The sequence below is a fragment of the Candidatus Pseudomonas phytovorans genome, from assembly GCA_029202525.1.
Taxonomy (GTDB): Bacteria; Pseudomonadota; Gammaproteobacteria; order Pseudomonadales; family Pseudomonadaceae; genus Aquipseudomonas; species Aquipseudomonas phytovorans.
Genome location: CP119325.1, coordinates 860,519 through 876,609, shown reverse-complemented (window position 1 = coordinate 876,609; position 16,091 = coordinate 860,519). Strand labels below are relative to the sequence as shown.

Genomic DNA, 16,091 nt, shown 5'->3' with positions numbered 1-16,091 from the left:
TTGCCGGCGATAGGGCCCGATCAAACAACACAAGGAATTGATATGCCCGAACCACTGGTAATCCCCTGCCCCCACTGCAACGGCCTGAACCGCCTACCAGCGGAACGCCTGGCTGATGCACCAAAATGCGGCCGCTGCAAACAGGCCGTTCTGCTGAGCCAGCCCTTCGAACTCACCGAAGCCAGCTACGCCAGCCAGATCAAAGGCGACCTGCCGCTGCTGGTGGACATCTGGGCCGACTGGTGCGGCCCGTGCAAATCCTTCGCGCCCACCTTTGAACAGGCGGCCCGCCAACTGACCGGCCGCTGCCGCCTGGCCAAGCTAGACAGCGAAGCCAACCGTAACCTGGCGGGGCAACTGGGCATTCGCTCGATCCCCAGCCTGCTGCTGTTCAAGAACGGCCGCGAAGTCAGCCGCCAGGCCGGGGCGTTTCCACTCCAGTCGCTGTTGGAGTGGTTGCGTAGCCAAGGGGTTTAAGCGTTTTCTTCAAGCAGCGAATGCAACTCGACAAACTGCAGGGTGAGCTTATGCTTCGGCTCCAGATGAATCAGCGGCAAGCTGGCGTGGTGCGACTCGCGCATCTTCACCGAGCTGCTCAGGTACACCGGTAGCACCGGCAGGCCCTCGGCTTGCAGCTCGTCGAGCATTTGCTGCGGAAGGCTGGCGCGGGACTGGAACTGGTTGACCACAATCCCTTCGACCATCAGGTCTTCGTTGTGGTCCTCCTTGAGGTCTTCGATTTCGGCCAGCAGGCCATAAAGGGCCTGGCGCGAGAAGCTGTCGCAGTCGAAGGGGATCAGCACGCGATCGGCAGCGATCAGCGCAGATACTGCATAAAAATTGAGCGCCGGCGGGGTATCGATGTAGATACGATCGTAGTCCTCGTCCAGCTCGTCGAGCAATTTACGCAGCTTGTTGATCTTGTGCTTTGCCTCAAGCTTGGGCTGCAGGTCGGCCAGCTCGGCAGTGGCGGTGACCACATGCAGGTTATCGAAAGGGGTTTCGTAGATATCGACCTTGTTCTTCTTGCTGAACGGTCCGCTGGACAGGCTCTGCTTGAAGAAATCGGCAATGCCCATGGGGATGTCCTCGCCGGTGAGGCCGGTGAGGTACTGGGTCGAGTTGGCCTGGGCATCCAGGTCGATCAGCAGGGTCCGGTAGCCTTCATTGGCACTGACCGCCGCCAGGTTACAGGCAATGCTCGACTTGCCCACGCCACCTTTCTGATTGAACACCACGCGCCGCATGATTGACCTCCGTGTATCAACGAATGCCCGAGTATGTGGCGCCGACGAGGCATTGGCCAGCGCCATCTGCCGGGTATCAATACATCACGCTTTCAGCCATAGGCCTGCCCGGTGACCAACTCCGCAAACGCCCGCGCCATCGCCGACCCACCACGCTCGCGCTGCACCAGCCACACTGCCGTCATCGCCCCCTCATCGAGCAAGGTGCGGTAAACCACCCCGTCAATACGCATGCGCTGGAACGACGCCGGCAGCACCGATACCCCCAGCCCTGCCGAAACCAGGCCGATGATGGTCATCGCCTCCCCCGCCTCCTGGGCAAAATGCGGACTGAATCCCGCCTGCCGGGCAAGGCTCAGCAACTGCGCATGCAAGCCGCTGCCATAACTGCGTGGGAAGAACACAAACGGCTCATGGGCCAGCGCCGCCATGTGCACGCCCTGTTCGGTTCCTTCCGCCAACGGATGCGAAGCATTGATCACCGCGACCAGCGGCTCCCGGAACAACTCGGTGGCCAGCAAACCCTCCGGCAGCGGCATGGGCCGCATCAGCCCCACCTCGATGGACTCGTCGAATACCCCTTCGGCAACATCGCGGCTGCTCATCTCCTTGAGGTTCAGGTGCACCGCCGGAAAGCGCTGGCGAAAGGCATGGATGGCCTTGGGAATTTTCGAGGTGAATGGCGCAGACGACGTAAAGCCGATCTTCATCTCGCCCAGTTCCCCCAACTGGGCACGCCGGGCCACATCGGCGGCCTTCTCTACCTGCGCCAGCACTTGGCGCGCTTCTTCAAGGAACAGCCGCCCCGCCTCGCTCAGCTCGACCCGACGATTGGTACGCTCAAACAACCGCGCCCCCAACTCCTGCTCCAGCGCCTGGATCTGCTGGCTCAAAGGCGGCTGTGAAATACCCAGTTGCTGGGCCGCACGGCCAAAGTGCAGCTCCTCGGCCACGGCGATGAAGTAACGCAGATGGCGCAGTTCCATGATCGGCTCCAAACAGGTCGTAAAACGTCTTAAATAGGTCGAACAATATATTGGATCTAATCATTAGCCAGCTATATGCTTTTTTCATTGCGCCAGAGGTACCCGCCGTGAAAACTGCTGTAGCCCCGCTTCCTACTGAACCAGAACCTGCCCCCCTGAACGAAATGTGGATCGAAAAAGGCACCCCCGCCTTCATGAAGACCGTGCTGGCCCTGTTCAGCGGCGGCTTCGCCACCTTTGCCCTGCTGTATTGCGTACAGCCGATGATGCCGCTGCTGTCGAAGGAATTTGCGATCAATGCGGCGCAGAGCAGCCTGGTGCTGTCGGTGTCCACCGCCATGCTGGCGCTCGGCCTGCTGATTACCGGCCCCATCTCCGACCGCATCGGGCGCAAACCGGTAATGGTGTTCGCCCTGGTCTGCGCTGCCCTTTCCACCCTGGCCAGCGCCGTGATGCCGAGCTGGGAGCTGGTACTGGCCACCCGTGCGCTGGTCGGCCTGTCACTGAGTGGCCTTGCGGCGGTGGCGATGACCTACCTGAGCGAAGAGATCCACCCGCAGCACATCGGCCTGGCCATGGGCCTGTACATCGGCGGCAACGCCATTGGCGGCATGAGCGGGCGGCTTATCACCGGTGTATTGATCGACTTCGTCAGTTGGCACACGGCGATGCTTTGCATTGGCGGCCTGGCCCTGGTGGCAGCGCTGGTGTTCTGGAAGGTGCTGCCCGAGTCGCGCAATTTCCGCCCACAGGTAATGAACCCGCGCAGCCTGCTGGACGGCTTCGTCGTGCACTTCAAGGACGCGGGCCTGCCTTGGCTGTTCCTTGAGGCCTTCCTGCTGATGGGTGCCTTCGTCACCCTGTTCAACTACATCGGCTACCGCTTGTTGGCCGACCCCTACCACATGAACCAGGCACTGGTCGGTTTGCTGTCGGTGGTGTACCTGTCGGGCATCTACAGTTCGGCACAGGTGGGTGCCTTGGCCGACAAGCTGGGCCGGCGCAACGTATTCTGGGCCAGCATCGTGGTGATGGCAGGTGGCTTGCTGATGACCCTGGCCAGCCCGCTGGCGATGGTGATCGTGGGCATGCTGGTGTTCACCTTCGGCTTCTTTGGCGCGCACTCGGTGGCCAGCAGCTGGATCGGCCGACGGGCGTTGAAGGCCAAGGGGCAAGCATCGTCGCTGTACCTGTTCAGCTATTACGCAGGCTCCAGCGTGGCCGGTACGGCGGGCGGGGTGTTCTGGCACCAGTGGGGCTGGAATGGTATAGGGCTGTTCATTGGCAGCCTGCTGGCGGTGGCGTTGCTGGTGGCTTTGCACTTGAGCAAGTTACCGCCCAAATCGGTGTGAAGCATTCGCGGGCACGCCCGCTCCCACAGGGTTCGGTGCAGTCCCTGTGGGAGCGGGCGTGCCCGCGAATAGGCCATCAGATCAGTTGATGATCTCGACAATATCCACATCCACTTCCCGGCTCATCAGGTGCTTCTCCACCTCACCGGTCAGCTTGACCTTGGTCTTGTCGTTGAACGGCGTTGGCGGCAGGTCTTCGTCATCGATCTCGACGGTGATGGTGCCGGTGTTGTCCCTGAATTCGTACTTGTCGTCGTTGTTGATTTTCTTGGTCACAAACCCTTGTAGCACAACCGGAGTGTCATCGGCAGCTTCGTTGGCAGCGGCCACGGTGGTGACCGACTGGGCGCCGGGGCCGGTGTAGGTCGCGGCCAGCGCGGCGGTGCTGAACAGTGGGGCAAGGATCAGTGCAAGGTAATGAGCTTTCATGAGGATCGGGTCCTGTTTCGGTTTTGATGGGACCAGATTAACGACGATCGCTGAATTAAAACTTAACGCACAAAAAAGCCCGGCGCATGGCCGGGCTCTGTTTTTCAGCGATCAGCTCACTGGTGGTACTGCGCCGACAGCTCGTGCACGGCGTTGATGAACACGCCAGCGTGCTCCGGGTCGACTTCCGGTGTAATGCCGTGGCCCAGGTTGAACACATGGCCAGTGCCTTGGCCATAGCTGGCCAGGATACGCGCCACTTCCTGGCGGATAGCCTCGGGTTTTGCGTACAACACAGTAGGGTCCATGTTGCCCTGCAGAGCCACCTTGTCACCCACGCGGCGGCGGGCGTCGCCGATCTCGCAAGTCCAGTCCAGGCCCAGCGCGTCGGCGCCGGCTTCGGCGATGCTCTCCAGCCACAGACCGCCATTCTTGGTGAACAGGATCACCGGCACCTTGCGGCCTTCGTGCTCGCGGATCAGGCCGCTGACAATCTTGCGCATATAAGCCAGGGAAAACTCCTGATACGCCGCCGCCGAGAGGTTGCCGCCCCAGGTGTCGAAGATCTGCACGGCCTGGGCACCGGCCAGGATCTGGCCGTTGAGGTAACTGGTGACCGACTGCGCCAGCTTGTCCAGCAACAGGTGCAGGGCTTGCGGGTTGTCGTAGGCCATGGCCTTGGTCTTGCGAAAATCCTTCGACGAGCCGCCTTCGACCATGTAGGTGGCCAAGGTCCAGGGGCTGCCGGAGAAGCCGATCAACGGCACGCGGCCGTTAAGCTCGCGGCGAATGGTGCTGACTGCGTCCATCACGTAGCCGAGGTCTTTTTGCGGGTCGGGGATTGGCAGTGCTTCGATATCGGCCGGGGTGCTGATGACCTTCTTGAAACGCGGGCCTTCGCCGGTTTCGAAGTACAGGCCCAGGCCCATGGCGTCGGGGATGGTGAGGATGTCCGAGAACAGGATCGCTGCGTCCAGCGGGTAGCGGTCCAGCGGCTGCATCGTGACCTCGCAGGCGAACTGCGGGTTCATGCACAGGCTCATGAAGTCCCCGGCCTTGGCGCGGCTGGCGCGGTACTCCGGCAGGTAGCGGCCGGCCTGGCGCATCATCCACACCGGGGTGACGTCTACGGGTTGCTTGAGCAGTGCACGCAGGAAACGGTCGTTCTTCAGGGCAGTCATGTCGGCATCCGGAAAAATAGTGCGGGCATTTTCTCAGACGCCAACGCAAAAGGCACGGCCATGGCCATGCGTTTTGTCTATCAAGTGCTATGGATCAAACGATTTTGTATACAAATTGCTACCTGCCGCTCTGCTCGAAGGCATAACCAAGCGATAGCAACACTCCGTCGGACCATTGTGGACCGATAAAACACAGGCCGGTCGGCCTGCCGTCTTCATCGAGCCCGGCAGGCACCGTAAGGCCTGGATACCCTGCCTGGGCGCCATAGCTGTTCAAATAACCCAACGGCAGGTCGATCAGCGCCGCAAGGTCATGGACCTGCAGCGCGGTGTCGAGCAAGCAGCGACTCTGGCTGCGCAGCTGGTGGGCTACACACGTGTAGTCTTCTTCATTGAACGCCAACGCCTCGCTACTTTCCAGCAAGCCTTGGGCATAGCCCTCCGGCAACGGATTAGCGGTGTTGAAGGCGATCACATCGGCGAGGCTTTTCACCCCGACGCCTGGCCGCCCAGCCAGGTACCTTGCCAGTTCTCGCTTGAAGTCATAGCTCAACACAGCCATCTGTTCCGGGAACAAGTCTGGGAACTCGAACTGGACCGGAACCACCGTGGCGCCAGCACTTTCCAACCTGCTTAGCAGAGCAGCAAAAGCGGGATCATCCGCCATCGTAGCCCCTCCCCCACTGTGCACCGGGTAGCCCAGACGAACACCCCACAACGCGGAGTCGTCCAGCGCTGCAGCATACGCCACAGGCGCTTGAGGTGCGCCCTCCGGCACCTGGTCTGGCCGGTCCAGGCCAAACATCGCATCGACCAACAGCGCGGCGTCGGTGACAGTACGCGCCATCGGACCTGGGGTATCTTGCAAGCTGCTCAACGGCAGCATCCCGTACTGGCTGAGCAGCCCCAGTGTAGGGCGCAGACCTACCACGTGATTGCAATAAGCAGGCCCAACCAGCGAGCCGTTGGTCTCCGTACCGACAGCGATGGCGACGATACCGGCGCTGACAGCCACCGCCGAGCCGGCACTGGAACCGTATACAGGGAAGTCGCGACCTAGCGCACTTCTGGTCTGGCCACCACGGCCACTCCACCCCAAAGGGGCCGTCCAGTCACGAAAACCCATCCACTCACTGGTATTGGCCTTGCCAAGGATGATCGCGCCGGACGCACGCAGCCGCTGAACTACATAGGCGTCTGCCGCTGCCGGCTCGCCGACCAGTGCCAACGAGCCGGCACTGGTCTGCATGCCATCGCCGCTGTCGAGGTTGTCCTTGAGGAGCACGGGGATACCGTGCAACGGGCCGCGCAGCACCCCTTCAAAGCGCTCGGCATCCCGGTCTTGCGCAATAGTCAGGGCATCCGGGTTGGTTTCGATGACGGCCCTGAGTTGTGGGCCCTTTTCGTTGAGCGCGCTGATCCGTGCCAATGCACGGGTCACCAGATCGACGGATGTCAGGTTGCCTTCAGCCAGCTTCTGCTGAAGTTCGGAAAGGGTCGCGAAATCGTTGCTATCGGGATCGATGATCGACGCAAACACAGGACCATCGAAGCCTTCCTGCAGATCGTCGAGCCGGTACGCCAGATCGATCACGGATATCGCGGGGTTTTGCTGAAGATTGTTCATGCATCTGATTCCTTGACTGAATGTTCGCTCCTTGAGGAGCCCATCCAGTCTCGGAATCAGTTGCTGGCGAGTACAGTCTGTTGCTTCGTCAGGCCGTGTAGGAACCGTCCTTCTTTACAAGACTGATCACACCTCCAGATAGTCAAGGATACCTTCGGCAGCAGTACGCCCCTCGAAGATAGCCGTCACCACCAGGTCCGAACCGCGCACCATGTCGCCACCGGCAAATACTTTCGGGTTGCTGGTCTGGTGCTTGAACTTGCTCTTCTCCGGCGCCACCACACGGCCCTGGCTGTCCAGCTGGATGCCATGCTGCTCGAACCAAGGCGCCGGGCTTGGGCGGAAACCGAAGGCGATCACCACGGCATCAGCCGGCAGGATCTCTTCAGAGCCCGGGATCGGCTCGGGGCTGCGGCGGCCACGGGCATCCGGCTCGCCAAGACGGGTCTCGACCACCTTCACGCCTTCAACCTTGTCTTCGCCGACAATGGCGATAGGCTGGCGGTTGTAGAGGAACTTCACGCCTTCTTCCTTGGCGTTCTTCACCTCTTTGCGCGAGCCCGGCATGTTGGCTTCGTCACGACGGTAGGCACAGGTCACCGCCTGGGCGCCCTGGCGGATCGAGGTGCGGTTGCAGTCCATCGCAGTGTCACCACCGCCCAGCACCACCACCTTCTTGCCCTTCATGTCGACGAAGTCTTCCGGCGACTTCTCGAAGCCCAGGTTGCGGTTGACGTTGGCGATCAGGAAGTCCAGCGCGTCATGCACGCCCGGCAGGTCTTCGCCCGGGAAGCCGCCCTTCATGTAGGTGTAGGTACCCATGCCCATGAACACTGCATCGTACTCGGCGAGCAGCTGCTCCATGGTGATGTCGGTGCCCACCTCGGTGTTCAGGCGAAACTCGATGCCCATGCCGGTGAACACTTCGCGGCGGTTGCTGAGCACGGTCTTTTCCAGCTTGAACTCGGGGATGCCGAAGGTCAGCAGGCCACCGATTTCCGGGTTCTTGTCGAACACCACCGGCGTCACACCGGCGCGCACCAGCACGTCGGCGCAGCCCAGGCCAGCCGGACCAGCGCCGATGATGGCGACGCGCTTGCCGGTGGGCTTGACCTTGGACATGTCCGGGCGCCAGCCCATGGCGAAGGCGGTGTCGGTGATGTACTTCTCCACCGAACCGATGGTCACCGCGCCGAAGCCGTCGTTCAGGGTGCAGGCACCTTCACACAGGCGGTCTTGCGGGCACACGCGGCCGCACACTTCCGGCAGGGTGTTGGTCTGGTGCGACAGTTCAGCTGCGGCCAGGATGTTGCCTTCGGAGACCAGCTTCAACCAGTTGGGGATGAAGTTGTGCACCGGGCACTTCCATTCGCAATACGGGTTACCGCAGCCCAGGCAGCGGTGCGCCTGGTCTACAGACTGCTGCGGCTTGAACGGTTCGTAGATTTCCACGAACTCCTTCTTGCGCTGGCGCAGCAGCTTTTTCTTCGGGTCCTTGCGGCCCACTTCGATGAACTGGAAGTCGTTGTTCAGACGTTCAGCCATTTTTCAAAACCTCTTTACAGCAGCTGCAAGCTACAAGCTGCAAGCCGCAAGACGATCACTTAAGCCGGGCAAACCTCGTACTGCCTTTACGTGCAGCGTGAGGCTTGCCACTTGCAGCTGTTTTTACTGCGGGTTGGCACGGGTGCTGGACAGCAACTGCTTCAGGTTGGCCGCCTTCGGCTTGACCAGCCAGAAGCGCCGCACGTAGTCGTCCAGGTTCTCCGAGAGCTCACGCCCCCACTCGCTGCCGGTTTCTTCCACATACTCGCCCAGGACCCGCGCCAGGTGGCTGCGGTAGGCCTCCATCGCTTCACCACTGATACGCTGGATTTCCACCAGTTCGTGGTTGAGCTTGTCGACGAAGCTATTGTCCATGTCGAGCACGTAGGCGAAGCCGCCAGTCATGCCAGAACCGAAGTTGTAACCGGTCTTGCCCAGGACGCACACAAAGCCACCGGTCATGTATTCACAGCAGTGATCGCCAGTGCCCTCGACAACAGCGTGGGCGCCGGAGTTACGTACAGCGAAGCGCTCGCCCGCAGTACCCGCGGCAAACAGCTTGCCGCCAGTGGCACCATACAGGCAGGTGTTGCCGACGATGGCGCTGTGCTGGGTAGCGAAGGGGCTGCCGGCTGGCGGCACGATGGTGACCTTGCCCCCGGTCATGCCCTTGCCGACGTAGTCGTTTGCATCGCCTTGCAGGTGCAGGTTCAAGCCACCGGCGTTCCACACGCCGAAGCTCTGACCAGCAGTACCCTTGAAGCGGAAGGTGATCGGGTTGGCAGCCATGCCCTGGTTGCCGTACAGCTTGGCGATTTCGCCAGAGATACGGGCACCGATGGAGCGGTCGCAGTTGCAGATGTCGAGGTTGAACTCGCCACCGGCCTGATCGCGAATCGCCGGCAGGGCCATTTCCACCATCTTCTCGGCCAACTCACCCTTGTCGAACGGCGGGTTCTTGTCGACTTCGCAGAACTGTGGCTTGTCGGCCGGGATGTGCGAGCTGCCCAGCAGCGGCGACAGGTCCAGGTACTGTTGGCGCTCGGTGTCGCCTGGCAGCATTTCGAGCAGGTCGGTACGGCCGATCAGCTCGCCCAGGCTACGCACGCCCAGCTTGGCCAGCCACTCGCGGGTTTCTTCGGCGACGAAGGTGAAGAAGTTGATCACCATGTCGACGGTGCCGATGTAGTGGTCCTTGCGCAGCTTGTCGTTCTGGGTGGCTACGCCGGTGGCGCAGTTGTTCAGGTGGCAGATACGCAGGTACTTGCAGCCCAGGGCGATCATGGGCGCGGTACCGAAGCCGAAGCTTTCGGCGCCGAGGATGGCCGCCTTGATCACGTCCAGGCCGGTTTTCAGGCCGCCGTCGGTCTGTACCCGTACCTTGCCGCGCAGGTCGTTGCCACGCAGGGTCTGGTGGGTTTCGGCCAGGCCCAGTTCCCACGGGGCGCCGGCGTACTTGATCGAGGTCAGTGGTGAAGCACCAGTCCCGCCGTCGTAGCCCGAGATGGTGATCAGGTCGGCATAGGCCTTGGCCACGCCAGCAGCGATGGTACCAACGCCGGCTTCCGCCACCAGCTTGACCGATACCAGCGCCTGCGGGTTGACCTGCTTGAGGTCGTAGATCAGCTGGGCAAGGTCTTCGATCGAGTAGATGTCGTGGTGCGGCGGTGGGGAGATCAGGGTCACGCCCGGTACTGCATAACGCAGCTTGGCGATCAGGCCGTTGACCTTGCCGCCCGGCAGCTGGCCGCCTTCGCCAGGCTTGGCGCCCTGGGCCACCTTGATCTGCAGCACTTCGGCGTTGACCAGGTACTCTGGGGTCACGCCAAAGCGGCCAGTAGCCACCTGCTTGATCTTGGAGCTGCGGATGGTGCCGTAGCGCGACGGGTCTTCACCGCCCTCGCCGGAGTTGGAACGCGCACCCAGGCGGTTCATGGCCTCGGCCAGCGCTTCATGAGCCTCTGGCGACAGTGCGCCCAGCGAGATACCGGCGGAGTCGAAACGCTTGAGGATGGCCTCCAGCGGCTCGATCTGCTCCAGCGCCAGCGGCTGGTCGGCCACTTTCACCTTCAACAGGTCGCGGATCATCGACACCGGGCGCTGGTCGACCAGCGTGGTGTATTCCTTGAACTTGGCGTAGTCGCCCTGTTGCACAGCGGCCTGCAGGGTGTTGACCACATCCGGGTTGTAGGCGTGGTATTCGCCACCGTGGACGAACTTCAGCAGGCCACCTTGCTGGATCGGCTTGCGCGCGCTCCAGGCTTCGGCTGCCAGCAGCTTCTGGTCGCTTTCCAGGTCTACGAAACGCGCACCCTTGATGCGGCTGGACACGCCTTTGAAGCTCAGGCCGACCACTTCCTCGGCCAGGCCGATAGCTTCGAACAACTGCGCGCCACGGTACGAGGTGATGGTGGAGATACCCATCTTCGACAGGATCTTCAGCAGCCCCTTGGAGATACCTTTGCGGTAGTACTTGAAGACCTCATCGAGGTCGCCCAGCACTTCGCCGGTACGGATCAGGTCGGCCAGCACTTCATACGCCAGGTACGGGTAAACAGCCGAGGCACCGAAGCCCAGCAGCACGGCGAAGTGATGCGGGTCGCGGGCGGTAGCGGTTTCTACCAGGATATTGCTGTCGCAACGCAAGCCTTGCTCGGTCAGGCGGTGATGCACGGCACCCACGGCCAGCGAAGCGTGCACCGGCAGCTTGCCCGGGGCGATGTAGCGGTCGCTCAGCACCAGCTGGGTCTTGCCAGCGCGCACGGCTTCTTCAGCCTGGTCGGCGATGTTGCGAATGGCCGCTTCCAGGCCAACGCTCTGTTCATAGTTGAGGTCGATCAGCTGGCGATCGAAACCTTCGCGCTCAAGGTTCATCAGCGAACGCCACTTGGCGGGCGAGATGACCGGCGAGCTGAGGATGACCCGCGAAGCGTGCTCCGGGGACTCCTGGAAGATGTTGCGCTCAGCGCCCAGGCAGATCTCCAGCGACATCACGATGGCTTCGCGCAGCGGATCGATCGGCGGGTTGGTCACCTGGGCGAACTGCTGGCGGAAGAAGTCGAACGGCGAACGCACACGCTGCGACAGCACCGCCATCGGCGTATCGTCACCCATCGAACCAACGGCTTCCTGGCCCTGCTCACCGAGCGGGCGCAGCACCTGGTCACGCTCTTCGAAGGTGACCTGGAACATCTTCATGTATTGCTTGAGCTGGTCAGCGTCGTAGCTGGCCGCGCCTTGGTCGTCGGTCAGCGTCGCCTGAATGCGGGTAGCATGCTGACGCAACCAGCGCTTGTACGGGTGGCGCGACTTCAGGCGGTTGTCGATGGCGTCGGTGTCGAGGATCTGGCCGGTTTCAGTGTCCACGGCAAGAATCTGACCCGGGCCTACACGGCCCTTGGCCAACACTTCCTCAGGCTGGTAACCCCATACGCCAATTTCCGAGGCGATGGTGATGTAGCCATTGGTGGTGGTCACCCAACGCGCCGGGCGCAGGCCGTTGCGGTCAAGCAGGCACACCGCATGGCGGCCTTCGGTCATGACGATACCGGCCGGGCCATCCCACGGTTCCATGTGCATGGAGTTGTATTCGTAGAAGGCGCGCAGGTCGGCGTCCATGGTCTCAACGTTTTGCCAGGCTGGTGGTACCAGCATGCGCACGCCGCGGAACAGGTCGATGCCACCGGTCACCATCAGTTCCAGCATGTTGTCCATGCTCGACGAGTCGGAACCGACGCGGTTGACCAGCGGGCCGAGCTCTTCGAGGTCGGGGATCTGGTCGTTGGCAAACTTGGTGCGACGGGCCATGGCCCAGTTGCGGTTGCCGGTGATGGTGTTGATCTCGCCGTTATGGGCGAGGAAGCGGAACGGCTGCGCCAGCGGCCATTTCGGCAGGGTGTTGGTGGAAAAGCGCTGGTGGAACACGCAAATCGCGGTTTGCAGGCGCTCGTCACTTAGGTCTGGATAAAACGCCGCGAGATCGCGCGGCATCATCAGGCCTTTGTAGATGATGGTCTTGTGCGAGAAGCTGCAGATGTAATGGTCGGCGTCGTGGGCGTTGGCCACGGACGAACGGCGACGGGCACTGAACAGCTTGATGGCGAATTCCTGGTCGCTCAGGCCTTCACCGCCAACGAACACCTGTTCGATCTGCGGCAGGCGCTCCAGGGCCAGGCGGCCGAGCACGCTGGTGTCGATCGGAACCTTGCGCCAGCCGACCAGTTTCAGGCCAGCGGCGAGGATCTCGCGGTCCATGTTGGCGCGGGCGGCTTCGGCTTTGACCGGGTCCTGGTTGAAGAACACCATGCCAACGGCGTACTGCTTGGGCAGTTCGACGGCGAAGTGTTCCTGGGCCACGGCTCGCAGGAATTGATCGGGCTTCTGCATGAGCAGACCGCAACCGTCACCGGTCTTGCCGTCGGCGTTGATACCGCCGCGGTGGGTCATGCAAGTCAGCGCCTGCATGGCGGTTTGCAGAAGGTGGTGGCTCGGTTCGCCCGTCATATGGGCAATCAGGCCAAAACCACAGTTGTCCTTGAATTCTTCGGGATGGTACAGACCTGTTTTCATAGACACATTCTCACCAGGTTCACCCCTCAACGGAGGCAAATCTCTTTTTTAACAACCACTTACCATCCACGCCGATCAAACGCCAGCTTTTTTGCGGTGGTCATGGAAAACCATTGTTGCACAGCGACAGCGATGCCCACAAATTTTCATGTCTCACCATTGAAAATTTATGTCGCAATTTTGAATTTTTTTGCGCCATGCGCCGTGATAACGGCTTGGCTAGAGTCTGAAGCGTTTCAGCCATGACTGCAACAAAGGGCTTGTGGCCAGCAGTCCGGGACAGAAAAGCCTGCCGCGCTCAGGCGCAGCAGGCTAGACGAAAAGTCAGGTATCGCTCAGCAACTGGGCGGCGGGGTGGTGCCGCCCGGCAGGTATCAGCGGGCCGTGGCCAGCTCTTGTTGGACGCTGGCGACAGTACGTGGCCAAGGTTTACCAGCCTGAACCTTCGCTGGCAAGTTCTTGATTGCCGCAACCGCTGCATCGCGGTTGGCGAAGCTGCCGTAAGTCACGACGAACAGCGGTTTGCCCTGCAGGTTTTTCTTGAAGTAGCGATAGTCGCCACCCTGGGCCTTGACGTAGGCCTGGGCCGAAGCCTCAGAGCTGGTACCGAGGATCTGCACGACGTAATTACCCGGTTTCTGGCCGGCGTACCAGCCTCCACCACCACTGCCAGCCGGCGCAGGCTTCTCAGCAGGTTTTGCAGCGGGCTTGGCAACGGCGACCTGAGTCGGCGCAGGCGCAGGCTTGACCGGCGCAACCGGCTTGGCAGGCTGGGTTGCGACAGGTTTCGGCGCAGGCGCAACCGGCTGCACTGGCGCAACGGCTACTGGCTGTGCAGGTGTAGGCGCGGGGCCGGCCGGCACACCTTGCGGCGGCGCAATGGTGGTCACGGTTGGCGGCGGGTTGCCAGGCTGCAGGGCGGTATCGCCCGCCTGGCTGCCTTCTTCACCCTCGCCCATGCCGGCAGCCTGAGCCAGCGGCTCACGCATCACCGGCTGCGACTGGCCAACCAGCGGCAGCGGCATCGGCTGGGACGAGCCGGAGAACTCTATGGCAGCACCAGGCTTGCCTTCGCCAAGTGGCAGCTGGGCCTGGGCAGCAGGCGCTTCGGCGGGTGCCTTGTCGCCTTTCTTGGGCATCAACACCGCGGCCGCAACGGCAACCACGACCACAGCGGACAGCGCGAGCACATGTTTTTTAGGCATCTTGAACCCCATGGATGGTCGCTTGGCCGTGGAGCGGCTGGCGATCATGGCTTCGATCAAAGTGTCCCGGGCGACCTGGTTGATGTTGCCAGGCCAACCGTCGGAGTGTTCATGGATATCGACGATCTGTTCACGGCTGAACACCTCGATGCCCCGGCCAGCCCCTTCCAGGCGCTGTTCCAGGTACTCGCGGGTTTCCTCTTCACTGTAGGGGGCGAGCTCGATGATGTGGAAGCGTTCTTCCTCGACATTGAGTTCATCCAACCCGGCAATCAGCGATGGCTCACCGAACAGGAATACGTGCGGGCGACCTTCCGGCACCCCCGCCGCCAACTCCAGCAACGCTTGGAGTGCCGACTCGTCGAGTTGTTCCGCATCGTCCACCAGCAAATACACTTCCTGCCCGGTCAGTGCCAACTGCACCACCCTGGACAGGATCGCCTGCACTTCGGGCTGAGCCACACCCAGATCCTGCGCGACCTGGGCCAGCACGCTGGAGGCATCGCTGGCACTGCGGGCAGACACCACCACACTCTGCACAGCCTGCTTGTTGGTGCTGGCCACCAGGGCCTGGCGCAGCAGCGACTTGCCGCTACCCAGCGGGCCGCTGACCACCAGCATCAGCTGACTGTAGCGCGCCAGATGGTGCAACTGGCCAAGCACGGGCTTGCGCTGGGCCGGGAAAAACTTGAAGCCGGGCACGCGGGGCGCGAACGGATCGTGGCTCAACTGATAATGGTCGAGAAAGGCCTCATCGGCATGCAAACTGGTCATTGCGCTGTCACAACCTCAAAGCTGGGCCACGATCGCGCGGTAATCCGCCGACAGCGTGGCCTGTAGAATCTCTTTCGGATAGTCGTCGGTCACAACGGCCTCGCCCATCTGGCGCAACAGCACCAGACGCAGGCGGCCGTCGATCACTTTCTTGTCGACCGCCATGTGCTCCATGAAATGCGCCGGGGTCATTTCCTGTGGTGGCACCACCGGCAAACCTGCGTCCTGCAACAGGCGGATCCCGCGATCACGCTCGGCCTGGTCGATCCAGCCAAGGCGCATGGACATTTCCAAGGCCATCGCCGTGCCCGCTGCCACGGCTTCGCCGTGCAGCCACACGCCGTAGCCCATGTGGGTTTCGATGGCATGCCCGAAGGTATGCCCAAGGTTCAGGGTGGCCCGCACACCCGACTCGCGCTCGTCGGCACCGACCACGGCAGCCTTGGCCGCACAAGAGCGGCTGATGGCCTCGGTCAGGGCTACCGAGTCGAGGGCTCGCAGGGCCTGCATATTGTCTTCGAGCCAGGCGAGGAAGGGCATGTCGCAGATCAGGCCGTACTTGATCACTTCGGCCAGGCCTGCGGACAGCTCACGCGCTGGCAGGGTCTTCAGGCTGGTGGTGTCGATCAGCACCGCGTTGGGCTGGTAGAAGGCACCGACCATGTTCTTGCCCAGCGGGTGGTTGATGCCGGTCTTGCCGCCCACCGAAGAATCAACCTGAGAAAGCAGGGTAGTCGGCACCTGGATGAAGTCGACACCGCGCTGGTAACAGGCAGCAGCGAAGCCGGCCATGTCACCGATCACGCCGCCGCCCAAGGCAACTACGGTGGTGCGGCGATCATGGCGGGCGGTCAGCAGGCCATCGAAGATCAGTTGCAGGGTTTCCCAGTTCTTGTGCGCTTCGCCATCGGGCAATACCACCGGCAGCACCGAGTAGGCACCGAGGGTCTTGCTCAGGCGTTCGAGATACAGGGGCGCGACGGTCTCGTTGGAAACGATGGCGACTTGCCGGCCGGCAATGTGCGGCGCCAGCAGCTCGGGCTGGTCCAGCAGGCCTTCGCCAATGTAGATCGGGTAGCTGCGCTCGCCCAGGTCGACCTTAAGTGTCTGCATGTATCCCCACAATGTACTTGGGCGCGGCGCCGTTCGGGCAACCACGCGCTAACGTTGAACCTC

General features: G+C 62.0%; 11 protein-coding genes. 2 read left to right on the top strand and 9 right to left on the bottom strand.

Features of this window, described 5'->3' with window-relative positions:
* The first annotated feature begins 42 nt into the window (after positions 1-42).
* Positions 43-477: a thioredoxin TrxC gene (gene trxC, locus P0Y58_03890; GenBank protein ID WEK31346.1), complete on the top strand. Its 435-nt coding sequence runs from the start codon at positions 43-45 to the stop codon at positions 475-477.
* Here trxC and P0Y58_03885 read toward each other — a convergent pair.
* Together P0Y58_03885 and P0Y58_03880 are read right to left on the bottom strand one after the other, a co-directional pair.
* The gene (locus tag P0Y58_03885) at positions 474-1,247 is read right to left on the bottom strand and encodes a ParA family protein (protein ID WEK31345.1); all 774 of its coding nucleotides are present in this window, start codon (positions 1,245-1,247) and stop codon (positions 474-476) included. The two genes, trxC and P0Y58_03885, sit on opposite strands and share 4 nt — an antisense overlap.
* Positions 1,248-1,339: 92 nt before the next feature.
* On the bottom strand, positions 1,340-2,233 hold the full coding sequence (locus P0Y58_03880) for a LysR substrate-binding domain-containing protein (GenBank protein WEK31344.1): 894 nt from the start codon (positions 2,231-2,233) through the stop codon (positions 1,340-1,342).
* Between the two features lie 164 nt (positions 2,234-2,397).
* On the opposite strand from P0Y58_03880, the gene P0Y58_03875 reads away from it, so the two are divergent.
* Positions 2,398-3,585 (top strand): MFS transporter, encoded by a 1,188-nt coding sequence (locus tag P0Y58_03875; protein ID WEK31343.1) that lies wholly within the window; start codon positions 2,398-2,400, stop codon positions 3,583-3,585.
* 81 nt (positions 3,586-3,666) lie between these two features.
* On the opposite strand, the gene P0Y58_03870 is transcribed toward P0Y58_03875, so the two are convergent.
* The 7 genes from P0Y58_03870 to aroB form a co-directional block, all read right to left on the bottom strand.
* Positions 3,667-4,014 carry a NirD/YgiW/YdeI family stress tolerance protein gene (locus tag P0Y58_03870; GenBank protein ID WEK31342.1) on the bottom strand — a complete coding sequence of 116 codons (348 nt, stop codon included), beginning with the start codon at positions 4,012-4,014 and terminating at the stop codon, positions 3,667-3,669.
* 116 nt (positions 4,015-4,130) lie between these two features.
* Positions 4,131-5,195, bottom strand: a complete 1,065-nt coding sequence (gene hemE, locus P0Y58_03865; protein WEK31341.1) for a uroporphyrinogen decarboxylase — start codon at positions 5,193-5,195, stop codon at positions 4,131-4,133.
* Positions 5,196-5,313: 118 nt separating this feature from the next.
* On the bottom strand, positions 5,314-6,822 hold the full coding sequence (locus P0Y58_03860; GenBank protein ID WEK31340.1) for an amidase family protein: 1,509 nt from the start codon (positions 6,820-6,822) through the stop codon (positions 5,314-5,316).
* A gap of 126 nt (positions 6,823-6,948) precedes the next feature.
* The gene (locus P0Y58_03855; GenBank protein ID WEK31339.1) at positions 6,949-8,367 is read right to left on the bottom strand and encodes an FAD-dependent oxidoreductase; all 1,419 of its coding nucleotides are present in this window, start codon (positions 8,365-8,367) and stop codon (positions 6,949-6,951) included.
* Positions 8,368-8,490: 123 nt separating this feature from the next.
* Positions 8,491-12,936 (bottom strand): glutamate synthase large subunit, encoded by a 4,446-nt coding sequence (gene gltB / locus P0Y58_03850; GenBank protein WEK31338.1) that lies wholly within the window; start codon positions 12,934-12,936, stop codon positions 8,491-8,493.
* 374 nt (positions 12,937-13,310) lie between these two features.
* On the bottom strand, positions 13,311-14,915 hold the full coding sequence (locus tag P0Y58_03845; GenBank protein ID WEK31337.1) for an AAA family ATPase: 1,605 nt from the start codon (positions 14,913-14,915) through the stop codon (positions 13,311-13,313).
* 15 nt (positions 14,916-14,930) lie between these two features.
* Positions 14,931-16,028, bottom strand: coding sequence for a 3-dehydroquinate synthase (aroB, locus tag P0Y58_03840; protein WEK31336.1), 1,098 nt, complete (start codon positions 16,026-16,028; stop codon positions 14,931-14,933).
* Between the last annotated feature and the right edge of the window lie 63 nt (positions 16,029-16,091).